At 46.2% G+C, this 24,760-nt stretch carries 19 protein-coding genes; 10 read left to right on the forward strand and 9 right to left on the reverse strand.

Annotated features, from left to right (window positions below; translation table 11 throughout):
- Positions 1-161: 161 nt before the first annotated feature.
- Entirely contained in the window at positions 162-2,612 is a 2,451-nt protein-coding gene (gene thrA / locus DXT99_RS02055) for a bifunctional aspartate kinase/homoserine dehydrogenase I (RefSeq protein WP_115563880.1), read from the forward strand.
- Between the two features lie 266 nt (positions 2,613-2,878).
- On the opposite strand, the gene folD is transcribed toward thrA, so the two are convergent.
- From folD to lepA, 4 genes are all read right to left on the reverse strand, one after another.
- On the reverse strand, positions 2,879-3,760 hold the full coding sequence (folD, locus tag DXT99_RS02060) for a bifunctional methylenetetrahydrofolate dehydrogenase/methenyltetrahydrofolate cyclohydrolase FolD (RefSeq protein WP_115563852.1): 882 nt from the start codon (positions 3,758-3,760) through the stop codon (positions 2,879-2,881).
- A gap of 11 nt (positions 3,761-3,771) precedes the next feature.
- Complete coding sequence (locus DXT99_RS02065; protein WP_262511350.1) at positions 3,772-4,134, reverse strand: DUF5615 family PIN-like protein; 363 nt, start codon at positions 4,132-4,134, stop codon at positions 3,772-3,774.
- Positions 4,134-4,361 (reverse strand): DUF433 domain-containing protein, encoded by a 228-nt coding sequence (locus DXT99_RS02070; RefSeq protein WP_115563854.1) that lies wholly within the window; start codon positions 4,359-4,361, stop codon positions 4,134-4,136. The genes DXT99_RS02065 and DXT99_RS02070 overlap by 1 nt, the downstream gene beginning before the upstream one ends.
- A 128-nt stretch (positions 4,362-4,489) precedes the next feature.
- Positions 4,490-6,274 carry a translation elongation factor 4 gene (gene lepA, locus DXT99_RS02075; protein ID WP_115563855.1) on the reverse strand — a complete coding sequence of 595 codons (1,785 nt, stop codon included), beginning with the start codon at positions 6,272-6,274 and terminating at the stop codon, positions 4,490-4,492.
- Between the two features lie 230 nt (positions 6,275-6,504).
- Here lepA and DXT99_RS02080 point away from each other — a divergent pair, with 230 nt between their 5' ends.
- From DXT99_RS02080 to DXT99_RS02090, 3 genes are all read left to right on the forward strand, one after another.
- On the forward strand, positions 6,505-7,188 hold the full coding sequence (locus DXT99_RS02080; RefSeq protein ID WP_246000405.1) for a LuxR C-terminal-related transcriptional regulator: 684 nt from the start codon (positions 6,505-6,507) through the stop codon (positions 7,186-7,188).
- 597 nt (positions 7,189-7,785) lie between these two features.
- Positions 7,786-11,172, forward strand: a complete 3,387-nt coding sequence (locus DXT99_RS02085) for a methylmalonyl-CoA mutase family protein (RefSeq protein ID WP_115563857.1) — start codon at positions 7,786-7,788, stop codon at positions 11,170-11,172.
- 859 nt (positions 11,173-12,031) lie between these two features.
- Positions 12,032-12,631, forward strand: coding sequence for an FKBP-type peptidyl-prolyl cis-trans isomerase (locus DXT99_RS02090; protein WP_115563858.1), 600 nt, complete (start codon positions 12,032-12,034; stop codon positions 12,629-12,631).
- 74 nt (positions 12,632-12,705) lie between these two features.
- Here the strand turns inward: DXT99_RS02090 and DXT99_RS02095 are convergent, their stop codons facing one another.
- Positions 12,706-13,191 carry a hypothetical protein gene (locus DXT99_RS02095; RefSeq protein ID WP_147294154.1) on the reverse strand — a complete coding sequence of 162 codons (486 nt, stop codon included), beginning with the start codon at positions 13,189-13,191 and terminating at the stop codon, positions 12,706-12,708.
- Positions 13,192-13,504: 313 nt separating this feature from the next.
- Between DXT99_RS02095 and DXT99_RS02100 the strand changes: the two genes are divergently transcribed.
- Positions 13,505-14,929 carry a Glu/Leu/Phe/Val family dehydrogenase gene (locus DXT99_RS02100; protein ID WP_115563860.1) on the forward strand — a complete coding sequence of 475 codons (1,425 nt, stop codon included), beginning with the start codon at positions 13,505-13,507 and terminating at the stop codon, positions 14,927-14,929.
- Positions 14,930-14,961: 32 nt separating this feature from the next.
- On the opposite strand, the gene DXT99_RS02105 is transcribed toward DXT99_RS02100, so the two are convergent.
- From DXT99_RS02105 to DXT99_RS02115, 3 genes are all read right to left on the reverse strand, one after another.
- Entirely contained in the window at positions 14,962-15,261 is a 300-nt protein-coding gene (locus DXT99_RS02105) for a hypothetical protein (protein ID WP_147294155.1), read from the reverse strand.
- A gap of 469 nt (positions 15,262-15,730) precedes the next feature.
- Positions 15,731-17,539, reverse strand: a complete 1,809-nt coding sequence (locus tag DXT99_RS02110) for a M61 family metallopeptidase (RefSeq protein ID WP_246000406.1) — start codon at positions 17,537-17,539, stop codon at positions 15,731-15,733.
- A 97-nt stretch (positions 17,540-17,636) separates the two neighbouring features.
- Positions 17,637-17,939, reverse strand: a complete 303-nt coding sequence (locus DXT99_RS02115) for a hypothetical protein (protein ID WP_246000407.1) — start codon at positions 17,937-17,939, stop codon at positions 17,637-17,639.
- 427 nt (positions 17,940-18,366) lie between these two features.
- Here DXT99_RS02115 and DXT99_RS02120 point away from each other — a divergent pair, with 427 nt between their 5' ends.
- The 3 genes from DXT99_RS02120 (at position 18,367) to DXT99_RS02130 (ending at position 20,678) form a co-directional block, all read left to right on the forward strand.
- Positions 18,367-18,951, forward strand: coding sequence for a C40 family peptidase (locus DXT99_RS02120; RefSeq protein ID WP_246000408.1), 585 nt, complete (start codon positions 18,367-18,369; stop codon positions 18,949-18,951).
- Between the two features lie 61 nt (positions 18,952-19,012).
- On the forward strand, positions 19,013-19,432 hold the full coding sequence (locus DXT99_RS02125; protein WP_246000409.1) for a hypothetical protein: 420 nt from the start codon (positions 19,013-19,015) through the stop codon (positions 19,430-19,432).
- 811 nt (positions 19,433-20,243) lie between these two features.
- Positions 20,244-20,678, forward strand: a complete 435-nt coding sequence (locus tag DXT99_RS02130) for a DUF2147 domain-containing protein (protein ID WP_246000410.1) — start codon at positions 20,244-20,246, stop codon at positions 20,676-20,678.
- Between the two features lie 90 nt (positions 20,679-20,768).
- Here the strand turns inward: DXT99_RS02130 and DXT99_RS02135 are convergent, their stop codons facing one another.
- Positions 20,769-21,236: a hypothetical protein gene (locus DXT99_RS02135; protein ID WP_115563864.1), complete on the reverse strand. Its 468-nt coding sequence runs from the start codon at positions 21,234-21,236 to the stop codon at positions 20,769-20,771.
- A gap of 209 nt (positions 21,237-21,445) precedes the next feature.
- Between DXT99_RS02135 and DXT99_RS02140 the strand changes: the two genes are divergently transcribed.
- Positions 21,446-22,042, forward strand: coding sequence for a hypothetical protein (locus DXT99_RS02140; RefSeq protein ID WP_115563865.1), 597 nt, complete (start codon positions 21,446-21,448; stop codon positions 22,040-22,042).
- A gap of 122 nt (positions 22,043-22,164) precedes the next feature.
- Positions 22,165-24,681, forward strand: coding sequence for a gliding motility-associated C-terminal domain-containing protein (locus DXT99_RS02145; protein WP_115563866.1), 2,517 nt, complete (start codon positions 22,165-22,167; stop codon positions 24,679-24,681).
- Positions 24,682-24,760: the final 79 nt, after the last annotated feature.

Here is a 24,760-nt window from a genome sequence, read left to right on the forward strand (position 1 = left end):
TCCTCATTGTGTAATTCCCCTCCTTGGAGGGGCAGGGGTGGGTTTTATAGTTATGAGGTGTAGCCGCTTTAAAGAAAGTCGCCTCATACAAACTCGAAATCAAAAAAGAAAAGATGCATTTCTCGCAGCAGAGAAATGCCCATAACCATACCACCAAAGCCATGAAAGTCCTGAAATTCGGGGGAACAACTGTCGGATCTGTTTCAAATATCCTCACTTTAATAGACACACTCGCAGTCGAATCGAAAAAAGAGAAGCCGGTTGTCGTTTTATCTGCCATGAGCGGCGTAACAGATGCACTGGCCAGCCTGGCGGACGCTGCGGCGGCTGGGCTGAACTATGAAGACAAAATCAGGGAGTTGGAGCACCGCCATACTGAAGTTGCAAAAGAATTGCTTATCGGTCAGCAACTCGAGGAGATTGTTTTAGCACAGCTAGATGTTTATTTTTATGAATTAAGGCGCCTGCTGCAGCATATACAAAGCCTGCGCGAAGTAACTCCCAAAACCCGTGATTTGGTTCTTTCCTATGGTGAACGCTGCGCCACTTACCTTGTCAGCAAAGTTGCGGAGCTTCATTTCCAGGGTGCTTTATTTGTTGATGCCTCCACGCTCATCAAAACGGACAGCAGCTTTGGGCATGCCCGGGTAAATACCGAATTAACTAACCAGTTGATCCGTAGTTTCTATCAGGAGAATAAGGATAATCTGCTCTTTGTGACAGGCTTTATAGCAAGCGATAACCACGGTCAGTTAACAACGCTTGGCCGCGGCGGTAGTGACTATACTGCCGCGCTCCTGGGTTCTGCCCTGAACTGTTCTGAAATTCAGATATGGACCGATGTGAATGGCATGATGACAGCCGACCCTAAAATGGTGAAAAAGGCTATTCCGTTGACAGAACTGTCATATACTGAAGCCATGGAACTTTCCTACTTTGGTGCAAGGGTTATCTACCCCCCTTCCATGACGCCTGCTTTCCTGAAGAAGATTCCAATTGTTATCCGCAACATCACTAATCCTGCTTTCCCTGGTACGGTGATCCAGCATGATACACAAAAGTCTTCTTCCAATATAAAGGGTATTTCCTCTGTGAACGACACCAGTATCATTAACCTGCAGGGAAGCGGCATGGTGGGCAAAGCAGGCTATAGCGGAAGGTTGTTCTCTTTGCTGTCGCGGGAGCAGATTAATGTAATCCTTATCACACAAGCCTCTTCAGAGCATAGCATTACGTTCGCGGTTAATCCGGCTGACGCTGTAAAAGCAAAGCAACTCATAGAGCAGGAGTTTGAACTGGAACTGCAGGCAGAAAAACTGGAAACACCCACCATTGAGCAGGACCTGTCGGTACTGGCGATTGTAGGTGAGAACATGAAGGAGACTCCCGGTATTTCTGGCAAACTGTTTCATGCGCTCGGCCGGAATGGTATTAATGTGCGGGCTATCGCACAAGGTTCCTCCGAGTATAATATCTCGGTTATCATCTTAAAGGAGGACCTGCGGAAAGCGCTCAACACCGTACATGATGCCTTCTTCACAGAGTTGAAGAAGACGCTGCACGTATTTTGCCTTGGCACGGGCAACATCAGCAAAACCCTTATCCGGCAGTTGCAGGAACACCATACTTACCTGCAGCAGCACAATGGCATTCAGGTAAAATTAATGGGGGTAAGCAACTCCCGCAGGATGGTTTTTGATGCGGACGGCATTCCGCTGGACAGTTGGCAGCAGGTGCTGGAAGTAGACGGAGAGCAGGCTAACCTGCAGGAATTTGTGAACCGCATGCAGCTGATGAACCTTCCGAACTGTGTGCTGGCTGACAATACGGCAAGTCCGGCTCCCATCAGTTTCTATGAAGAAGTGTTCCGTTCCAATATCTCAATTGTTACCTGCAACAAAATAGGCAACTCCTCTGACTATCAGCAATATAAAAACTTTAAAGACACAGCCTTACAGCATGGCGTTGACTTTTATTACGAAACAAATGTTGGGGCAGGACTGCCTATCGTCAGGACGCTGAAAGACCTGATGATGAGCGGCGACAGGGTATTGCGCATTGAGGCAATCCTATCCGGAACCATCTCCTTTATCTTTAATAACTTCAAAGGGAATGCCTCTTTTCATGATGTAGTGAAGCTGGCACAGGAAAAAGGCTTTACAGAACCAGACCCGCGGGATGACTTGAGTGGCCTGGACTTTATGAGGAAAATGCTGATTCTGGCCCGCGATGCCGGGTACCCCTTAGAGGCTTCTGATGTTCAGATAGAAAACATTCTCCCTCCCTCCTGCCTGCAGGCGGCCAACGTGCCTGAGTTTTATGCAGAACTAAAGGCTGCAGAGGCCTATTTTGTGCAGATGAAGGAGAAAGCAGAGAAAAGTGGCAGCGTACTGCGCTACATTGGCTCGCTGGAAGACGGGCAGGTGAAAATCTCACTCCAGATGGTTGACGAAAGCCATCCTTTCTACACCCTTTCCGGCAGCGACAACATCATCTCCTTTACCACGGACCGTTACAAAGAACGCCCGATGGTGGTGAAAGGTCCAGGTGCCGGAGCCGAGGTAACCGCAGCAGGTGTTTTCGCCGATATCGTGAACGTGGGAAGTCATTAAAAGTGACTTTCACCAGCAGAAAGGGCTATGGTTAGAATTATAGCCCTTTCTGCTGGTGAACCATCTAAAGATTAAATAACCCTACCTAGAAAGAGTCCCAGCGGGACGAACTGTTAATAGCTTATATTCATCTATAAGCATTTATAGCTCCAGAGGAGCGGCCTGTTCAACACAATTAACAGGCCGCTCCTCTGGAGCTATTATAAGATAAAAGATAAAATCTATCAACAGTTCGTCCCGCTGGGACTATTTCCTCTGTCAGAGAGCTAAGCGTAAACCTCTTTCTTTGCTGCTTTCAGCGTGTTCTTCAGCAGCATGGCAATCGTGAGCGGGCCTACTCCACCCGGTACCGGGGTAATGAAGCTGCACTTTGGTGCCACCTCGTCAAAGTTCACGTCGCCTTTCAGCCTGAAGCCTGATTTACGGGAGGCATCCGGCACACGGGTAGTACCAACATCAATCACCACCACACCTTCTTTCACCATATCGGCGGTTACAAATTCAGGCTTACCGATGGCGGCAATAATAATGTCTGCCTGGCGGGTAAAAGACGGCAGATCCTTTGTACGGCTGTGGCAGAGCGTAACGGTGCAGTTACCCGGATAAGCACTTTTTGCCATCAGGATGCTCATTGGGGAACCTACAATATTACTGCGGCCAATAACAACGCAGTGCTTGCCGCTGGTTTCAATTTCGTAGCGCTCCAGCAACTGCAGGATGCCTGCCGGCGTGGCAGGCAGGTAGGCAGGCAGACCAGCCACCATGCGGCCCACATTTATCGGGTGGAAACCGTCTACGTCTTTTACAGGGTCTATTGCCTCCAGCACCTTCTCCGCATCAATATGCTTTGGGAGCGGCAACTGCACGATGAAACCATCAATCTCCTCATCCAGGTTCAGCTCTTTTATCTTTAGCAGCAACTCCTCTTCAGACAAAGTGTCTTCATAATGAAACAGGGAAGACTCAAAGCCCACACGCTCGCAGGCCAGCACTTTGTTATTGACATAGGTTACTGATCCGCCGTCGTTTCCGACAAGTATGGCCGCCAGATGTGGCGTTTTACCACCATTGGCTTTTAGTTCAGCTACCTCAGCAGCTATCTCATTTTGTATGGCTTCGGATGTTTTTTTACCGTCGAGCAGGGTCATGGTTTGATGAATTATGAATGGGTGACTAATGTATTATCACGGCTGTTCTCAACATAAAATTCTGCTGTAGCAGCGTAAGTCTTTTTGAGAAATGTCAGATTATTTTCGAAAATAGAAATTAGCTCTGTTGTCGCAATGTTTCCTAAACATGTCCGGATTAACCGTTGAGGTGATTTCTTTAGAAAGTAAGCGTTTCTGAAATCAACATCTTTTGTTATAACTATAAGTTTATTTTCATCAGCATACGCTGCAATATCCTTGTCAGACGTATGAAAGCTGTTTAAAATATTATTCACATGCTGCGCCTCTACGTCCTTGTTTTGAAAGAACGAAACCAGCTTCATTGGGATATGAACGTCACAGAGAACTTTCACTAAGCCAGTTCCTGAATTGATTTTCCGGACAAAAGTAGTTTCGCATAATTCAGACAGGCAATCAGATCTTCCTTTTCCAATTCCGGATGGTCTTCCAGAATTTCATCTTTTGTCATATCTGAACTTAACAAATCGAGCACAACTTCCACAGGCCAACGCATGCCACGTACACAAGGTTTACCATGGCATATTTCCGGATTTATGGTTATTCGTTCTAAATGGTTCATGTTAGCATACTAATGTACTATGAGCACACACCCGAAAAATTCAAATTGCTATCACTCCTAAAATAACAGCACTTGTTCTGATAAAAACGAGCCCCGACGCGCGGGGGCACATCGGGGCTTGTTTATTATTAGTCGAGTTTCAGCACAGCTAAGAAGGCTTCCTGTGGAATTTCCACATTGCCTACCTGGCGCATGCGCTTCTTACCTTTCTTCTGCTTTTCAAGGAGTTTACGCTTACGGGAGATATCACCGCCGTAGCACTTGGCCAATACGTTCTTACGCAGGGCTTTTACCGTTTCGCGGGCAATGATCTTCTGACCGATAGCGGCCTGAATGGCAATCTCGAACATCTGCCGTGGAAGCAGCTCACGCAGCTTCTCACATAGGCGCTTGCCCCAGTCATAGGCTTTGTCGCGGTGCACAATGGCACTCAATGCATCAACCTTCTCTCCATTCAGCATCACATCCAGCTTCACCATATTAGAGGTTCTGAAGCCAATCAGTTCATAATCGAGGGAAGCATAGCCACGGGAGATGGTTTTGAGCTTGTCGAAGAAATCAAACACAATCTCAGCAAGAGGCATTTCGAAGGTTAATTCTACACGGTCGCTGGTCAGGTACGTCTGGTTCTTCAGGATTCCGCGCTTATCCATACATAGTGTGATGATCGGGCCTACATACTCAGACTTGGAAATGATTTGCGCTTTGATGAAAGGCTCCTCGATGTGGTCGATGTAGTTCGGCTCCGGCATTTCGGAAGGTGCATTCACCTTCACCATGTCCTCTTTTGTAGTGTAGGCATGGAACTGCACCGACGGCACGGTGGTAATCACCGTCATGTCGAACTCACGCTCCAGGCGCTCCTGCACAATCTCCATGTGCAGCATACCCAGGAAACCGCAACGGAAACCGAAGCCTAGCGCAGCCGACGTCTCCGGCTCCCACACCAGCGAGGCATCGTTTAACTGCAGTTTCTCCATCGAGTTACGTAGTTCTTCGTACTCGCTTGTTTCCACCGGATAAATACCGGCAAATACCATTGGCTTTACATCTTCAAAGCCCTGGATGCCTTTACCCGGACGTTCTACGTGTGTAATGGTATCTCCTACTTTTACCTCTTTGGCATTTTTGATGCCGGAGATAAGGTAACCCACATTACCGGCCCCCATCACTTGCCGTGCCTCCTGGTTCAGCTTCAGCACGCCAATTTCATCTGCTTCGTACGTTTTGCCGGTGTTAATGAACTTTACCTTCTCCCCTTTCTTCAGCGTACCGTTGAATATCCGGAAATAAACCTCAATGCCCCTATATGAATTGAAAACGGAGTCAAATATCAATGCCTGCAGCGGCGCCTCCGGGTCTCCTTTCGGGGCCGGTATCCTGTCGCAGATGGCAGCTAGAATTTCTGCAATACCGATACCTGCTTTACCAGAGGCCAGAATAATATCTTCTCTGTCGCAACCTATCAGCTCGATTACCTGGTCCGACACCTCCTCCGGCATAGCATGCGGCAGGTCAATTTTGTTCAGAACAGGTATAATCTCTAAGTCATTGCCAATGGCCAGGTAGAGGTTAGAGATAGTCTGCGCCTCTATACCCTGGGAGGCATCCACGATCAGCAAAGCGCCTTCGCAGGCCGCAATAGAGCGGGAAACCTCATAAGAAAAGTCAACGTGCCCGGGGGTGTCAATCAGGTTAAGCACATAATCTTCTCCTTTATAAGGGAAGTTCATTTGGATGGCGTGGCTCTTGATGGTAATACCACGTTCACGCTCCAGGTCCATGTTATCTAATAGCTGGTGTTGCATTTCACGCTCCGCTACCGTTTGGGTATACTCCAGTAAACGGTCGGCCAGGGTACTTTTACCATGGTCGATGTGGGCGATGATGCAGAAATTTCGGATGTTCTTCATAAATATCTATACGAATAACAAAGTTACGAATATTCCTGTCAAAATTGAATTTTATGACTCCAGAGACAAAATTCCAGCTTTTTCACAATTAAAAATCAAAGCCTTCGCTTGGTTATTCTAAAATAGTTCGTAATTTTTAATGTTAAAACAATACCCTTTCTAGGATTTTTAAGTACAATAACGCTATCGCCTAACTTTGCACAATGCCTGAGCAACAGACTACCACACCTTTGGAACAACAGCCTCACGATTTAGAGACTGAACTCTCTATTCTACGAGAGAAAGTCGCTTTTCTGGAAAGAATTGTACACGAAGTTCCTGCCAGCATCTATATTTCGAGCCTGGAAAAAGGAGTCGTCTGGTGCAACAAGACAAATGAGGAAACGCTCGGCTATACACTTGATGAAATTCTGGAGATGGGCGGATGGGAGTATCTCTATAAAATTGTTCATCCGGATGACCATAATATACCGGATGATAGTGTAGATCATTACCAACATTTCGACGGCGCTGAATTTGGCGGTATATTCAGAGCAAAGCACAAGGAGGCAAAGGACTATAAATGGTTTATGGGTTGGGCAAAAGCCTATAGCAAAAATCAAGAAGGCCAGGTAAAAGAGTTACTATGTGTGGATGTAGACTTAAGTCCGCAGATGAACACAGACAAACAATTGGCAGCGGCTCTGAAAGAAAACCTTAAACTCAAGCACAAGCTTCTCATAAAAAGCCTTCGGCAGCGAGAGCTTGAAGTACTGACGTTAGTGTGCAAGGGCTTTAGTACAAAGGAAATCGCTGAAAAGCTGTTTATCAGCATCAATACCGTCAGCACCCACCGAAAAAACATACAGCACAAGCTTGGCACCAACAATGTTGCCGATTTGGTGTCTCTGGCAAAAGAAGCAGGCTTAGGGTAAATTAGCTTAAAAATAAGATTTAGGATGCTGATTAGTATCCCGCCTAAACTAGAGTACTGGTACGGCTAACTAACCTCTCTTTCTTTGTTCAAGTCTGCTACTACTATCTTCTTCTCTGGCTATTTGGTATTTGTTGTAATCCCTGTTATTAGCTGCAACTGCACATACACTTCGAAGGTACTTTAGTCCCAGCGGGACGATTTGTTAATAGAATTCAATCATTTAATTCCATAGTTCCGGAGGAGCGACCTGTAAAAATTTCTACCAGGTCGCTCCTCCGGAGCTAAGTTCCTCGCTTATAGCCATGCTATCAACAGGTCGTCCCGCTGGGACTGTTGCGCAGAACTCGACTTGTCAATTACCTTCCCCGTGCAGGAGCATTTTCCAAAGCAGCAAACAATATCCAGTAGAACCGTATTCAAGGCTGATATCACAGGTGCTCTATTTCCTGTGGCCTGTGATAACAAAAGCAGGTATATCTAAAAAGTAAGTGAGTGCCTCCTTTGTACATAGTTTTACAGAGGGCGCTTCACCGGCTATTTTGGGATATATTGCCTATATTTGCATCAAATTTGAAAGAATTTTGTTAAACATACTATGCAAGTTACTACAGTAGAACCATACAAGCCTGTTAACCACGTACGTGTGGTAACAGCCGCCTCTCTGTTCGACGGCCACGATGCGTCTATTAATATTATGCGACGCATCATTCAGGCTTCGGGAGCTGAGGTGATTCACCTTGGGCACAACCGCTCGGTGCAGGAGATTGTGGACTGTGCCATTCAGGAAGATGCACAGGCCATTGCCATTACCTCCTATCAGGGCGGCCACATCGAGTACTTTAAATATATGTATGATCTGCTGCAGGAGCGCGGCAGCGGCCATATCCGTTTATTCGGTGGCGGAGGCGGTGTTATCCTGCCTGATGAGATTAAGGAACTGCAGGCGTATGGTATTACCCGCATCTATTCTCCCGACGATGGCCGTTCGATGGGCTTGCAGGGTATGATCAATGATATGCTGCAGCAATGCGACTTCCCGACTGGCAAAGACCTGAACGGAGAAGCAAAGCACCTGCGCGACCAGGACCCGAAAGCGATTGCAAGGCTTATCTCTGCCGCAGAAAACTTCCCGGAGGAAGCGCAAAGCATACTGAAAGGAGTAAGAGAGCAGGCGCAAACTGTCACTACTCCTGTACTAGGTATAACGGGTACTGGCGGTGCGGGTAAATCGTCGCTGGTGGATGAATTGGTACGCCGCTTCCTGCAGGACTTCCCTGAAAAGAAAATAGCAATTATCTCGGTAGACCCCTCCAAGCGGAAGACAGGTGGTGCTCTTTTAGGTGACAGAATCAGGATGAATTCTATCTCCAACGAAAGAGTGTACATGCGCTCGCTGGCTACCCGCCAGAGCAACCTTGCCCTTAGCAAATATGTGCAGGACGCTGTTGACATTGTAAAAGCAGCCGATTTCGACCTGATTATACTTGAAACCTCTGGTATTGGCCAGTCAGACACGGAGATTATTGAGCATTCTGATACCAGCCTATATGTGATGACACCAGAGTACGGCGCTGCCACGCAGCTCGAGAAAATCGATATGCTGGACTTTGCCGATGTTATCGCCCTGAACAAGTTCGATAAGCGTGGTGCCCTGGATGCCCTGCGTGACGTGAAGAAGCAATATAAGCGCAACCACCAGCTATGGGACGTGAACGATGAAGATATTCCAGTGTTCGGCACCATCGCTTCGCAATTCAATGACCCGGGTATGAACCAGCTTTACCGGGCGTTAATTGCCAAAATAGTAGAGAAAACCGGTGTGGAGCTGAATTCAAACCTGCAGACTTCAAAGGAAATGTCGGAGAAGGTATTCATCATCCCTCCTGCCCGCACCCGTTACCTTTCCGAGATCTCTGAGACTATCCGCAACTACGACAAGTGGAGCAAAGACCAGGCAGAGGTAGCCCAGAAGCTATACGGCATCCGCAAATCTATTGAAGCAGTACAGGGTATAGAGGTTGAAGACAAAGACCGTCTTATAAAGCAGTTGGAGCAGGCTTATGAAGAGATAGAACTCAACCTGGACGGACAGAACAAGAAGATTCTGGAAAACTGGAAGGAGAAAGTGCAGGCTTATAAAAACGAGTTCTTTGTTTTCAAGGTACGTGACAAGGAAATTAAGATAAAGACACATACCGAGTCGCTCTCTCACCTGCAGATACCGAAAGTAGCCACGCCAAAGTATGAGGCCTGGGGTGATTTGCTGAAGTGGAACCTACAAGAGAACGTGCCGGGCGAGTTTCCTTACACGGCAGGTGTGTTTCCGTTTAAACGCGAAGGCGAAGACCCAACCCGTATGTTTGCCGGTGAAGGCGGACCAGAGCGCACAAACCGTCGCTTCCATTACGTAAGCCTTGGCTTACCGGCCAAGCGTTTATCAACCGCTTTCGACTCGGTAACGCTGTACGGTGAAGACCCGGATTACAGACCGGATATCTATGGCAAGATCGGTAATTCTGGCGTTAGCATCTGCTGTCTTGACGATGCCAAAAAACTGTATTCCGGCTTCAACCTCGCGGATGCAATGACCTCCGTCTCCATGACCATAAATGGCCCGGCTGCTATCCTGACAGGCTTCTTTATGAATGCCGCTATCGACCAGCAGTGCGAACTCTATATAAAAGAGAATGGCCTGGAAGAAGAGGTGAACCTGAAGATAGAAGCCATTTACAAAGAGAAAGAAACGGATCGTCCGCGTTACCAGGGCAAACTTCCGGAAGGCAATAACGGCCTTGGACTGATGTTGCTGGGCGTAACCGGCGACCAGGTACTGCCGGTGGATGTATACCAGCAAATCAAGGAGCGTACATTGGCTTCCGTACGCGGCACAGTGCAGGCGGATATCCTGAAAGAAGACCAGGCACAGAACACCTGTATCTTCTCTACAGAATTCTCGCTTCGTTTGATGGGTGACGTGCAGCAATACTTCATCGACAAGAGCGTGCGCAACTTCTATTCGGTGTCTATATCGGGTTATCACATTGCCGAGGCAGGCGCAAACCCAATTTCGCAGCTTGCTTTCACACTGGCCAACGGCTTTACCTTTGTAGAGTACTATGTGAGCCGCGGCATGGACATCAATAAATTCGCACCGAACCTGAGCTTCTTCTTCTCTAACGGCATCGACCCGGAATATGCGGTGATAGGCCGTGTGGCGCGCCGCATCTGGGCGAAGGCCATGAAGATGAAGTATGGCGCCAATGCCCGTTCTCAAATGCTGAAGTACCACATCCAGACGTCGGGCCGTTCGCTGCACGCACAGGAAATTGACTTCAACGACATCCGCACGACGCTGCAGGCACTGTATGCAATTTACGACAACTGTAACTCGCTGCACACAAACGCTTACGATGAGGCAATCACAACACCTACAGAGGCTTCTGTACGTCGTGCCATGGCTATTCAGCTGATCATCAACCGTGAGTTAGGGCTGGCGAAGAATGAGAACCCTCTGCAAGGCTCGTTCATTATTGAAGAGTTGACTGATCTGGTGGAAGAGGCCGTTTTGACCGAGTTCGACCGGATTACAGAGCGCGGAGGCGTGTTGGGCGCGATGGAGACGATGTACCAGCGCGGTAAAATTCAGGAGGAAAGCCTGTACTATGAGACGCTAAAGCATACTGGCGAATACCCGATCATCGGAGTAAACACCTTCCTATCTTCCCAAGGCTCCCCTACTGTTATTCCGACAGAGGTGATACGCGCTACCGAAGAAGAGAAGAAATACCAGATAAGCATGGTACACAGGCTTCAGGAGCGCAATGCCGATAAATCGGCTGAGATGCTGAAGCGGATACAGCAGGTGGCGATTAGTAACGGTAACATCTTTGAAGAGATGATGGAAACGGTGAAATACTGTTCGCTTGGGCAGATTACGAACGCCCTTTTTGAAGTAGGTGGCCAGTACCGTAGAAACATGTAGCACCTGAAACAGAACACACGCTTACCTGAAAGGTATAAAGTAAAAAGAAGAGCCGGAAAGATTCCTTTCCGGCTCTTCTTTTTATAGCGGTTTCTCGTTAACAAAACATAACATCGGATTCTTCTGCAGAACCGTAAGCTATATTTTACCTAAACCTTCACATTACCATGGCACAGTTTAAATCAGTTTCTCCTCTGCTCCTGTTTGGCACAACATTACTTCTTTTGGGTACAGCGGCATGTATGTTCCTGTCCAACTGCTTTCAGGATACAGTGTTCAATATTGATATGTCTGATGAAGACGGAAGCGAATACAGCTAAGCCTCAGAAAAGGGAATAAAGTCTTTAAATGACGTAAAGTTTACGGTCATGTTAACAAGATATTAATAAGTGAGTGGGTAATCACAAAATATTTACGAATTCATAACATAAGAACAGAACTTATCGATATACTGATACGTTAATATGAAAAAAGCACCCTGTCTCACCTGTTAAATGCTCGCATCATGAAAAGAATTACCACACTGTCCTCGCTCTTCCTTATCGGAACTACAGTCAGCCTGATCATGAAAAACTGGTTGCTGCCATCCAAACTTCGCTTAGATACTTCTGAGGAAGATTATCACCTCTATCTCTAGCGGACCTTATTTCCACCACTTAAAGTGGCTCTCTCTTCTGGAAGAAAGGGTCACTTTTTATTTTAGGTATTGCCGCCAGAACCGAATACTATACTATAATGAGAAAGATAGGGGCTTGGCAGATTCTTTCATTTCACATCAAAATGCCTAGCTTTGTAACATTGCCGCAGCCAAGCGGTATAAATAATTTTGACAAGCACAGCGCGTGCAAAACAACATACTATGAATTTAAAGGAAAAAATCAGCTACATTATCGGCCGCGACATGGCCAATAACCTGAAAAAGCAAGGCATCGATATTGAATCAGATCCTTTTGTAAAAGGAATGAAAGAAGTGCTGGAAGGCAAACCTTCTACTTTGTCTCAGGATGAAGTGCAGCAGGCGATGATGGCGCTGCAGCAGGAGATGGCGCAAAAGCAAAACTCTGCCGGTTCTGAAAACAAGCAGGCAGGTGAGGCCTTTTTAGCTGAAAATAAAAATAACGAAGGTGTGAAGACGCTTCCAAGCGGACTCCAGTACCAGGTGCTGCAGGAAGGTTCAGGCAAATCGCCATCTGCTACCGACACAGTTACCACACACTATCACGGCACTCTCATCGACGGCACTGTATTTGACTCCAGCTACGAACGTAACGAGCCTGCTACTTTCCCGGTAAACGGTGTGATAGCCGGCTGGACAGAAGCACTGCAAATGATGAAAGAAGGCTCTAAGTGGAGACTCTTCATTCCTGCTAACCTTGCTTATGGTGCACAGGGCGCCGGAGGTACCATCGGACCAAATTCAACCCTTATATTTGACGTGGAGCTTCTTTCCGTAAAATAGAAAGCATCATATATAATAAAAGGCCCGGCTAAGATCAGCGTCTTAGCCGGGCCTTTTTATGTTTAGAAAAATATTTACGCAAGGTTTGTGCTGGAAACATATATTGTATTCAGCCAACGATAAGCCTCCTCCTGGTATAGCGCATGATGTATAATAAGGAAGTTGTTCTCATGCATCAGTTCATCTCCATCCATCTCCCCCACCAGCCCAAAGTAAAGGGAAACAGGTAAGACTATGGCTACGAAAACAGTTTCTCCTATTGTTCTGAGAATGTTTGGGAAAACCGTCGAAAACACCCACCGCTGATCGCTGCGCCTTATGGTACCCCTGTTATGTAAGTCCAGCAGCAACTTCTTTGGCTTGTGGATACGCACCTCCTCCATCAGGATGTCATAGCCTTTCCGGATTTCATCAGAGCTGAGTTCACCCTCCCAGTTTACCACCAGTATATGGTTTACTTTATCAAATGACACCTCAATCAAACTAGAGGCAGCGCTACTTTCAAAACCTGTGCGTAACGCTGTTGAAGTACCTGTGGTGGCAATACTAGCGGATAACATTGATTTGGAAGATCTCATATCAACAAACAATGTGGGGATTATGGGAAATGTTAAGGAACATTATTGCAACGCCGGACATAATGATATTATTATAATTATTCTTCCAAAGTTGCGATTTATAGAAGAATAAAACAAGAGAATTAAATATATATTTTATTTAATATTAGTATAGTTATCTTGCACAGGTTTCAGCAGCGTCTAAGTTTATATTGTTTCCTGCTATAACCTGACGGAAAGAAAGCAAAGCAAACAAATCCGGCTGAGAACCGTTTTAAAATCAACACATGAACATCTAAAAAAAGAAAAAACTTGTATGGCAAACGAACCTAACGAAGGCAAAAAGTTCTTAGATAGTGTACACCAGTTTTTCGATCAGGCGGCAAGCTACTCTCGGCTTAGCCCCGGCATTCTGGCGCAAATTAAAGCTCCCAACAGCGTTTATAAAGTCTCCTTCCCTGTTGAAATAGAGGGTAAGATCGAAGTGATAGAAGGTATACGGGTGCAGCACAGCCACCACAAGCTTCCGTCTAAAGGAGGTATCCGTTACAGCATGCAGGTAGACGAAGACGAGGTAAAGGCCCTGGCCACTCTAATGACATTTAAGTGCGCTGTAGTAGACGTGCCTTTTGGCGGGGCCAAAGGAGGCGTGAAGATAAACCCGCGCACCAGTTCTGTTAAAACATTAGAAAGTGTTACCCGGCGCTATGCAACCGAACTGATCAAGAAAAACCTGATAGGCCCGGGTATAGATGTACCGGCACCGGATTATGGTACGGGTAGCCGTGAAATGGCTTGGATCGCCGACACCTACCAGACTTTTAAGTATGGGGAAACCAGTGCGCTGGGCTGTGTGACAGGTAAGCCAGTAGGACAGGGAGGTATAAGAGGGCGTGCGGAAGCAACGGGCCTGGGAGTTTATTTTGGTATCCGGGAGGCCCTTGGCGATTCGGAACTGCTGGAAGGCAAAGGCCTGAATGGTAATACTCTGGAAGGTAAGCGTATTATTGTGCAGGGTTTAGGTAACGTAGGTTACCATGCAGCTCATTTCTGCCAGCAGGATGGTGGTGTGATTGTAGGTATAGCAGAGCGGGAAGGTGGTATCTACAATGAAAACGGAATAGATGTTAAAGAAGCATTCAGGCATAGAAGCGAACATGGCTCCATTCTCAACTTCAAAGACTCCAAGAACATCAATGATTCTGCGGAATTATTGGAAATGGAATGCGATATTCTGATTCCTGCAGCCCTTGAAAACGTAATTCACAGCGGCAATGCAGGTAGAATAAAAGCTAAAATTGTGGCTGAAGGCGCCAACGGCCCTGTTACCCGCGAGGCAGAAGAGATACTGATAAAGAACGGTATTATTATTTTGCCGGATTTGTATCTAAATGCAGGTGGTGTAACGGTATCCTATTTTGAGTGGCTGAAGAACCTGTCTAACGTACGCTTTGGCCGTATGGGCAAGCGCGCCGAAGAAGCCAGCTACCTTCGCTTAGTGAATGCCATCGAATCCTCATCAGGCAAGAGTATGACAGCAAAAGAGCGTGCGTTCCTGTCACAAGGTTCAGACGAAATAAGTTTAGTACGCTCTGGTCTTGAAGACACCATGATCAACGCCTATCATGAGATTAGGGATGTGATGCAGCAAAAGAATATACCGGATTTGAGAACAGCGGCATTCCTGGCAGCTATAGAGAAAATTGGTGTGAGCTACGAGTCACTGGGTATATTCCCTTGATTTGCTTCTCTAGAGCCCAATAAGCATAAAGGTCAGGATACAGTGGAAAGAAACGCTAAATCCTGGCCTTTTTCTATGCTCTCCAGCCAGTGCAGTGCCTCCTGCTGATCTGTAAAATAGTTAAAGTAAACGTACGGGTGTGGCGATAAGGCAGAAGGTATCTGGTAATTTGTAACGACGGCTTTAAAATGCTCCTCCGAAAATATAACAGCAACAAAAAAATCTTTTTTTAGCTTATTGTACGACTTCTGATAGTATTCCAGGCTCAACCATGACTCCTGCTCCCTGGTGAGGGAGCCAATGGAGGTTAGATCAGTACAATATGACCTCACTACCGGGTTATCTATAGAAAATTGTAAAGCAGCACCGTGGGCCTCAATAAATGAAGCAGTATCAGGCTTAGACAACCATTTGATAAACAAACAGCTAACCTGGAATACATAAGAAATTTCAACGCATGGCGTTTCAAATATCACCATTTTTAAAGCACGTTTTTGGTTAATGATTCCGAAATATACATAGTTATATTGCAATATAAAAACTTTAATATATATGTAATAACTTCAATCTTTCAACTGTGCTTCTCCTCCTGAAATTGCACTGTTTCTGACAAAATTAAACCTTCTCCCTGCTTTACTCCATTATTTAAAATAAATTTTCTGCACCTTTTCCTTACTCATGCAAGCATTCACAGCTTATCAGATCCTAAAAGTAGGTTGATCATAAAAAAAAGAGTGGTGGGAGAAGGCTTCTGCCTTACTCCCACCACTCTTTAAGCTTTAAACGAAAAGAACTGAAGAATTAGCTTTGGTCAACTGCTAACCATTTGTTAAAGATCTTCTGCTGTACACTTGATGGGTTCTGTACCCGCTCAAAGCGATAGCGCACACTTTCGTCCTTCAGCATCGGAATGCGCAGTGTCTGTAGCTTTCCGTCGCGCGTTACCAGCACTTCAGCTGTATCTCCTATGCTCAGGCCACCCACATAGCGACTTAAATCATCACCAACACGGTATCCGTTTACGGCAATAATCTCGTCATTCACATTCAGGCCACCTTCATAAGCGGAGCTACCACGGCTTACACCACGAACAAGTACTTTACCATCCGCAACGGCTGTAGTGGCTCCCCAGCTTGCAAGGTTGCTTCCTTCGCTAATGTTCACCAGGCGCAAACCAGCTGCATCGAAAAACTGATTATAATCTGGCGTTTCAGTACCATTCACGTAATTACGGAAAAAAGCATCCATGTTACGACCGGATACTTTTTCGACAGCCTCTTTAAACTCTGCTTCTTTAAAGCCCCTGCCCAGCTGCTTATAATAGCGGTTATACATGTTGCGCATTACATCATCCAGGCTCTTTTCTCCGTTTGTTGCCTCCATTATTTCCATGTTCAGCAGCTGCCCCAGCACGCCTCCCTTGGTATAATAAGAAACCTCTGCGTTGTTTGAGTTTTCGCTGCGTCTGTAGTACTTAATCCAGGCATCATAGCTTGCTTCTGCCACTGTCTGCACTTTATTTCCCGGTGTGTTCTCTACTGAAGTGATGCTTCCTGCCACTACATCGAGGTAACGCTGCGGTGTGGTAAAACCTGAACGACGCACAAGGAGGTCGTCATAAAAGCTGGTAATACCCTCAGACACCCAAAGCAAGTCTGTATAATTCTCCTCATTGTAGTTGAAGGGCCCCAGCGCCAGCGGACGCAGGCGTTTTACATTCCAGAGGTGGAAGTACTCGTGTGCCACCAGGCTAAGAAAGCCGTTGTAACCGGCTTCAGTGCCGTAGTTCCAGCGGGAAGTCTGCAGTGTCGTAGAGTTCAGGTGCTCTAAGCCACCGCCGCCACGGTTCAGGTTATGCACGATGAACACATAACGCTCTACAGGCAATTCTCCCATTACTTTAACGGCTTCTTCCACTACCTCCTTCATATCTGTCATCAGGCGGTTGGGCTCATAGTTGCCTTCTCCGTACATGGCTACCTCATGAGGTACCCCTGCGGCCGTAAAAGTATAAACTTCGTGGTTACCAATCTCAAGTGGGGAATCCGCCAGAATATCGTAGTTTGGGAAAGTGTAGGTAAAGTTACCTGTGCTTTTTAAACCGGTCGATACTTTATCCCAGCCGTTGTAAGGCTTCACCACCAGCGTTCCGCTTTCCTTCTCGTATCCTTCCGGATACATGAAAATACTGGTACCATTCACATAGCCATGGGAAGCATCGAGGTAGCTGGTGCGCACACTTAGCTCGTAGGCATAAACATCATATCTGGCACGTACCACATCTGCCTTATTGCTGTACACGCGCCACGTGTTTTTATCTATTTTCTCAGAACGAAGCGCCTTACCCGATTTGTCGGTGGCTTCAAAGCCCTCTACGTTTTTTGCGAACTCACGCACCAGGTAAGACCCGGGAGCCCATACAGGAAGCGTAAAATCAACATAGTTTTTCTTCGCTCCACTCAGTTCCGCCTCTACCTCAAAGTAGTGTGTATGTGGCTGAGGCATAGATAAAGTGTAGCGTAATTCTGCTGCAAGCGCAGCGGCTGCGTTGCCCAGGGTAATAATGGCAACAAGTAAGAGGGAAAATTTAAATCGGTTTTGTTTGTGCATGTTTATGTTAAGGATTAGTTTATATAAGCTTTGGCATTTTACAACAAATACCGTGCTTATCAAAATCCCCACATGCTAGAAGGTAAACGCTGTAGCGTCAGGAGGCATGGGAAATCATGCTTGAATCCAGCCAGGCAACCGCATCAGACGTTTGTGAGAAAGTGTTCATGATGATGAAAGAGTTAAAACTTTGGAGGCCATATAAGCCCGCTTCGCTCAACAAGGCCTGGTAGCATTTGTCTGACAAAACAATGGCCACATAATTATCAGTACCCATTGTCATCATAATGCGGGGGTAAAGATGCGTGTGCAGCCATGTCTCCTCCTCTTCGCTTAGTGCCCCTATTGCACGGTAATCCAGCAGCCACTGCTTTACGTGGTAATCAGATGCAAATTGCAAAGCCACTAAAAGGCTCTCACGAAATTCCCTGGAATTGAAATTCCCGCAACACTGCAAAAGAAGCCTCCCCTGCGCCTGAACATATTTAACCGCCACCGAACTTGTGCTGTACACTTCCATATTCTCCTAATATTTACACATCCTTAACAAATATAGCATTCTTTCTATACAAATTAATATAACAATCTCAAAATGTTACAAAAAATAAGGATATTAAGTAAGTGCACGAATACACAATGTGAAAGCCATAAAACAGCAGGTGAAAATCAAGTACGATAATTAGCTTGGTGCCTGTTGCGTTTACCAAACTGTGATCTTGTGTTACTCCTGGTAATATTTTCTTAATTTTGAAGCTTTGCTGGCATGAAATTTCCATGTAGTATATCACACTTAACGATCAGACGCTATGAAAAAGACAATGATGCTTATGTTGTTACCATTATCACTACTAACAATGCTGCTATGGGCAGCGCCACAGCAAACACCCTTAATAGTAGCCGACAACGAACCTGCTATGCTAGCAGAGACCCTGATTGAACCCGAAACAGTTGCATCTGACTTAAAAGAAAATTTTGCCGTTCCAGAAGATAATCCCTCCGCTATAGCAGAAGAAAAAGGAGGTGAAAACAATAAGAAAAAGCTGATTACCTATGCCATGAGTCTCTTAGGCACCCCTTATGTCTGGGCTGGAGTTAGCCCAAAGGGCTTTGACTGCTCCGGCTTTATCACGCACGTATTCCAGAAGTTTGACGTTGCAGTGCCGCATTCATCTGCCCTGCAGGCAAAAGAAGGCGAGTTTGTAGCGCGTGATGAAGCAAAAATAGGTGACTTGGTGATTTTTACGGGTACAAACCCCAAAAAGCGAACACCAGGGCATGTAGGCATCATCATTTCCACTGATGACGATAACATTGAGTTTGTGCATTCTTCTTCTGTAGGTGGGGTAAAGGTAAGCAAGGTAGAAGGCACAGGCTACAGCAGGCGATTCCTGCAAATCAGGCGTTTACTCTGACAGGTGCTCCTGTAGCGGCAAGGGCACAAAAACACTTGCCGTATTATACGTACACAACACCATGACGCGCCTAATTGAGGCCGAAAGACATTTAATCAATCCTGTCATGGTACATCCTTACATTATTAACACCATCAACGCGCTTGTACTGATCATAGCGGGCTTAATTGGCTATTTCGCGAATCCCGCCAGACCCCTGACAGCGCTTATCGCTCCCTTTTTTGGCGTGCTGCTGCTGGCCTGCACTTATCACCTGCGCAAACATAACCGCTTTGTGTTTCATACGGTAACGGCGCTCACACTTCTGGTAGGCTTCATCCTGGCGATGCGAATAGACCCTGATACATTTGAATGGAACAGGAGAAACATCCTGCTAGTAGTGATGGGGCTGAGCTGCTTTGTTTCTGCGGCATTCTTTGTTGGTACTTTTATAAGAGAGCGTCGAATGCGAAACGACACCATATACAAGGACGACCTTTAAGTCAGGGAGGGGCAAAAAAGAAACACCTGGTGTAGCCCGTCAAGTTACACCAGGTGTTTCAGAATCCTAAAAAGTCTTACCAAGCGGCTTCCTGTGTTTCAGGTTACCATCCGAAGACCAGTTGTAATGCTTGCTGCATAAACAGCAGAATCCCGTTTATGAAGCCGACTCACGGTTTAGGTGAATACTATTACTTAGGCTTGATAACACTTGTTTGGGATTAGACATCAGCACCTCCTTTCTCATTAGTCCAACATAACCCTGAACCTTCGACCAATTAATGTATTAGGTTGTTAGACCAGAGCCGTAGCACTCGCTACTATAACAATGATATAAAGATAAAACATCGCCTAAAAGTTCACAAGGTTTTGTACTTTATTTTTAGACTTTTTCCAGGCAGCAGCCTTCAGCTGTACTACGCAGGCTAGAAGGAAGCACTTCTTAAAAACAACTCCTTTAAAATCAACAAACTACAAATAAAATCAACAAACTACAAAAAGAATTACGACGAAGCCGGCAGCATAGGTTTTCTGAAAAAAAAATTACCTAAACCTAATATCAGAAAAAGTACACCGCCTCTAATAAAATCAGCTCCTATTATTGGAGTAGGTTGGAAATACAGACTGAGACATAAAATTGCATCAGAAAGAATGAATTTAAGAGACAAAGGGAGAAATTACTGCTTAGCAGGTTTTTTTCGAACCAAAACACTTTTTGGTTGAATATTTGCATCTACAGGTACTGAAAGGTTTAGTATATCCTGATTTTTTACTTATATTTAGTTGCATATTCAAACAAACAAATCCTAAACATGAAAAAGTATCTTCTATCTTTTGCTGTGCTCATGCTGTTCTCAACTGGTGCCTGGGCACAGAATTTATCACCACTTGGCGTCTGGACGAACGAGGACAAGAAAGCTGAATTTGAAATTTATGAGTGTGGCAACAACCAGCTATGCGCTAAAATTGTAACCTTGAAAGAGCCAAATAAGAACGGCAAGCCGAAAGTAGACGAGAACAACCCTAACCAGAAGCAACGCACGCAACCACTGAAGGGGCTGGTTTTTATGAAGGGATTTGAGTATGATGGAGACAACAAATGGGACGATGGTACTATTTATGACCCGGAGAGCGGCAAGACGTACTCTTCATACATGAAAATGCTCAACAAAAACAAAATGGAGGTAAAAGGGTATATTGGCATCTCGCTGATAGGTAGAACACAAACATGGACGCGTATTAAATAGGCGGAGCCAGTTTTACCCTTACAAATAAAAAAGAGGATAGCAGTTTGAGCTGCTATCCTCTTTTTTATTTGTGTTCTTCTCCTGATGCTATTAAAAAACCTGCAGCACCTTGTAAGTTTTATCCCGGAATGAGAATTCATCGCCAACGGTTGTACCTGCCATTACCTTATATAATGGAGACATTCCGGAAATAGCGTAAAAAGACTCCCCGTCCAGCTTTACCTCTCCCAGACTAACACCTATAAAGTAGTTTTGAAAGGAAGTATATACTACCGCTCCAAGTGATACCTCTTTATTTATCTTAGTAGCGTTGATGTTTCTCAAAACACCCATTGTCCTCATCAGTTCGTCTAACTGCCGCGCATACAGGTCGCGTTGTATCTGACAATTCTCCCTAAAAGACTCAAATTTATCCTCCATAGCTCCCTGGTGCTCATTGGCACTTTCCTGTGCCTGATTCATAGCATCTTTGGCAGCCTGAATCTGGGCACTCAAAATTTTAGAGCACTCCTGAAGCAGCCGCTTCTTTGTTTCAAGTTCCTGTGTTAAAATTTCCATAGTGATATGTATAAAATAGCGTTAGCACGGTTGTCTTATCTTAAGCAGCATACTTTAGCTCTTAACCCAAAGCACGACTTGTGAGCGTAAGTGTAATTTTGTTAAATTTAAAATTTGCTATTTCTGGGTAACCCGCGCCTGAGATAAGAGGCCATTTAGCAAGGCTTAAACTATTTAAAGCAAACTATGTTTTATGGGTAAATTATCAAATGTCATTTAACGAAATTTTTAAGCGATTGTTGGGCCGTGATAGAGGAGAAACCACCTGCACCAGGCTGGTGCGATCCGAAAAGCACATGGCTGCCTATACCACCTGGGTGAAAGAGCAGGTGTACCTGAATTGGACGGGTCCTTTTTTCAAAGCTTACCATTACAAAAAGGCAAATTTACCAAGCCAATTCCGGGTGCAGATTACGCAGGATGAGTATGTTCGGGGTGTTATTTTCTTCTACGACCCAAGTATAGGAGCAAATAACTTTACATACTTTTTTGATTTACTGAAAGACAGGGTGCAGGCGCAAGGCTATACCCTGCACAGCTGCGACAAATTAAAGGTGCGGCATGAGCGTTACACTGAGATGGTAGAGAAACATGTGCTCACACCGCCTGCCTCTGATGTGTCAGGAACCAGTCTTTGCAATCAGCTGTATGGCAATATCCTCTTAGATTATATAAAGGTAAACAATCAGCCAGGCTATATCAGATTTGCGACAAACGTGTACAATGACCCTTATTTCTCTAAGCCACTCCCTTTTGATGAATTGCTTGATAAAGTATTACAACCAGATGAGGTGCAGGTTAATTGAACTAAAGCAGGCGAACTGCCGCATTAAAGTAATATATATACAAAGGAATAACTGTTTTAACTTTCATTTCTTTTAGATACATTTAAATCATAAATAAATGTCATGTTACTACCTGTTTGCGTATGCGGCAATGTTTCCTTCTTTTAGTTTGTGTACTCTTATTTTCTGTAAGCGCACGCGCCACCCATATTGTAGGTGGTGAGTTTGAGCTGGAGCACCTGCAGGACTATGACTACAGGCTCAAACTCAATCTTTATTTTGATGTGGTAAACGGAAACCCGGGAGCCCTCGACCAGACCATTACTGTTAACATCTTCAGCAAAGCGACAAACCAGCGCATCGCGTCCCAGATGATGTCAATCAGGGAGCAATCGCTGGTAGAGTATACTAACATCGACTGCACCATAGGAGAACTGGTAACAAGAAAGATTGTCTACTATCAGAATATTTACCTGAATCCTGCCATCTTCAACCACCCGGAGGGCTATTATGTTACCTGGGAGCGCTGCTGCCGCAATAACACCATCAATAACATTGTAAACCCACAGGATGCTGCCCAGACGTTCTATATGGAGTTCCCTCCGGTAGTGCTGAACGGAGCAGCCTTTCGCAACTCCTCCCCTATTCTATTCCCGCCGCTGAGCGACTATGCCTGCGTAGGCGAACTATTTTATTTTGATTTTAATGGCACAGACCCGGACGGTGACTCTGTTGTTTATGACATGGTGACGCCCCTGAATGGCTATACCACCACCAATATGCCTGTTTACACTGTTCCACCTCAGCCCGCTCCTTACCCGGAGGTCAGGTGGCTGCCGGGGTACAGCAGCAATGTACAGGTGCAGGGCAGCCCGTCTATCAATGTAGACCGGAATACCGGCCAATTAACGATGCGCCCGAACCGGGTGGGTCTGTTTGTCTTCGGAGTCCGGGCGCAGGAGTTCCGGAACGGAAGAAAGATTGGCGAAGTGCGCCGCGATTTCCAGGTGCTGGTGCTGGAGTGCCCCCGAAACGAAACACCACAGGTGGTAGCCCGTGAGCAGGGGAAGAAGGAGTTCTACGAAAGAGGGACAATATTACGTATCAACCCTACCGACAGCCGTTGTATTGATATCTTTGTCACTGACCCTGACCTGAGCGAATTTGTATCGATGCGGGCGAGACCTGTGAATTTTTCCGGTGAGGACTATACCTTTACGGGCACCACAAGCGGCATGATCAACCAGGGCTCCGCACTTGATTCCCTGAAGGCCACTATCTGCTTTGCCGATTGCTTTAACACCGGCGGAGAAGTGTATGAACTGGACCTTATCGTGCAGGACGATGGGTGCAGTCTGCCCCGCCAGGACACTGTGCGCCTCAGTCTGGTGGTGGAACCAGTTCCGGACGCTCCGCCCACAGTCTCTCTCACTACCACCGACAGGGTGTTCAGGGTGAAAGATGGTGACAAAATCAATTTTGATGTGCTGGGCATAGATACGGACGAGGACGTAGTTTCTTTAAGTGCCGAGGGGCAGGGATTCTCCATCAGCGACCATGACATCACCTTTGCCGGAGGAAGCGGAACCGGTGAGGTGCAGTCTGCTTTCAACTGGAACATAGACTGTGACGCCATGAAGAATGAATCTTATAAGCTGGATTTCATTGTGACTTCCATCGTCTGTGAGGAGCCCGTCACACGAACGGTAACCATAGACGTGCAGCCGGAAAGCAACAACAACCTCCCTGTCCTCACCTCAGACCAGCCTGTCCAGGTGATTGAACTGGAGGTAGGTGCCCCCTTCGAAGCCAACCTCTTCGGCAACGACATTGATGCTGACCTGCTGGCACTGCTGGCCCAGGGCGAAGGCTTTGACCTTGCCGACTATGGTATGGCCTTTACCAGCACAGGCGGCAATGGCGAGGCTACAGGTAACTTCCAGTGGACTCCTACCTGCGAGGCATTCAACCAGGGCACGCTCCGTGTGAAATACATACTCACAGAAGATGCCTGTGCCCCTAACACAGACCAGGAGCTGGTGCTGGAATTCAGATTAAAAGCACCCAACAACGCCCCGGTCCTCACTTCAGACCAAAACGTGCTTTCCTTTGACTTAAAGTTGCATGAGACGTTTGAGGCGCAATTCACAGGAGCTGACATAGATTCAGACAATCTTATACTCACAGCAACCGGTGATGGCTTTGACCTGGCTGACTATGGCATGAGTTTCCAGAGCACAGGAGGGGCAGGCAGTGCTAGTGGCGTGTTTAACATGCAGGCCATCTGTAGCGCCACTGAGCAGGAAGTGGTGCGCGTAAACTTTACACTCGCAGAAGATGCCTGTGACCCGGCGCCACAGCAACTGACGATGGAGTTTAGGATAATAGCACCGAGCATTGCAGACTATATACCACCCAACATCTTCACACCTAACGGAGACGGTAAGAACGATTTCTTTGAGGTTCCTGACTTACCTTCTGAGTTCTGTACGGCTGTCTTCTCCAGCATTCAGATATTTAACCGCTGGGGCAAGCAAGTGTACTCCAACACGAGCAGTAACTTTAAATGGAATGGTGAAGGAGTAAACTCCGGCGTATACTTCTATGTGATCGACTATGGTACCAGCAAATACAAAGGTTCCGTTACAATTGTAAAATAGTTCTTTCTCCCATTATAAAGAGGCGGGCCCAACCCGACACAAAAATTACCGGTGGGGGCGCCGCGTGATTGGTTTGTGT

Source organism: Pontibacter diazotrophicus, from assembly GCF_003367245.1.
Classification (GTDB): Bacteria; Bacteroidota; Bacteroidia; order Cytophagales; family Hymenobacteraceae; genus Pontibacter; species Pontibacter diazotrophicus.

Excerpts from the sequence above, each read along its gene's own strand:
- lepA (WP_115563855.1), bottom strand. The coding sequence starts at position 6,274 with ATGAAGAACATCCGAAATTTCTGCATCATCGCCCACATCGACCATGGT.
- DXT99_RS02085 (WP_115563857.1), top strand. The coding sequence starts at position 7,786 with ATGCAAGTTACTACAGTAGAACCATACAAGCCTGTTAACCACGTACGT.
- DXT99_RS02130 (WP_246000410.1), top strand. The coding sequence starts at position 20,244 with ATGAAAAAGTATCTTCTATCTTTTGCTGTGCTCATGCTGTTCTCAACT.
- DXT99_RS02070 (WP_115563854.1), bottom strand. The coding sequence starts at position 4,361 with ATGAACCATTTAGAACGAATAACCATAAATCCGGAAATATGCCATGGT.
- DXT99_RS02145 (WP_115563866.1), top strand. The coding sequence starts at position 22,165 with ATGCGGCAATGTTTCCTTCTTTTAGTTTGTGTACTCTTATTTTCTGTA.
- DXT99_RS02100 (WP_115563860.1), top strand. The coding sequence starts at position 13,505 with ATGGCAAACGAACCTAACGAAGGCAAAAAGTTCTTAGATAGTGTACAC.
- DXT99_RS02095 (WP_147294154.1), bottom strand. The coding sequence starts at position 13,191 with ATGTTATCCGCTAGTATTGCCACCACAGGTACTTCAACAGCGTTACGC.
- thrA (WP_115563880.1), top strand. The coding sequence starts at position 162 with ATGAAAGTCCTGAAATTCGGGGGAACAACTGTCGGATCTGTTTCAAAT.
- DXT99_RS02135 (WP_115563864.1), bottom strand. The coding sequence starts at position 21,236 with ATGGAAATTTTAACACAGGAACTTGAAACAAAGAAGCGGCTGCTTCAG.
- DXT99_RS02120 (WP_246000408.1), top strand. The coding sequence starts at position 18,367 with ATGTTGTTACCATTATCACTACTAACAATGCTGCTATGGGCAGCGCCA.
- DXT99_RS02125 (WP_246000409.1), top strand. The coding sequence starts at position 19,013 with ATGACGCGCCTAATTGAGGCCGAAAGACATTTAATCAATCCTGTCATG.
- folD (WP_115563852.1), bottom strand. The coding sequence starts at position 3,760 with ATGACCCTGCTCGACGGTAAAAAAACATCCGAAGCCATACAAAATGAG.
- DXT99_RS02110 (WP_246000406.1), bottom strand. The coding sequence starts at position 17,539 with ATGCACAAACAAAACCGATTTAAATTTTCCCTCTTACTTGTTGCCATT.
- DXT99_RS02090 (WP_115563858.1), top strand. The coding sequence starts at position 12,032 with ATGAATTTAAAGGAAAAAATCAGCTACATTATCGGCCGCGACATGGCC.
- DXT99_RS02140 (WP_115563865.1), top strand. The coding sequence starts at position 21,446 with ATGTCATTTAACGAAATTTTTAAGCGATTGTTGGGCCGTGATAGAGGA.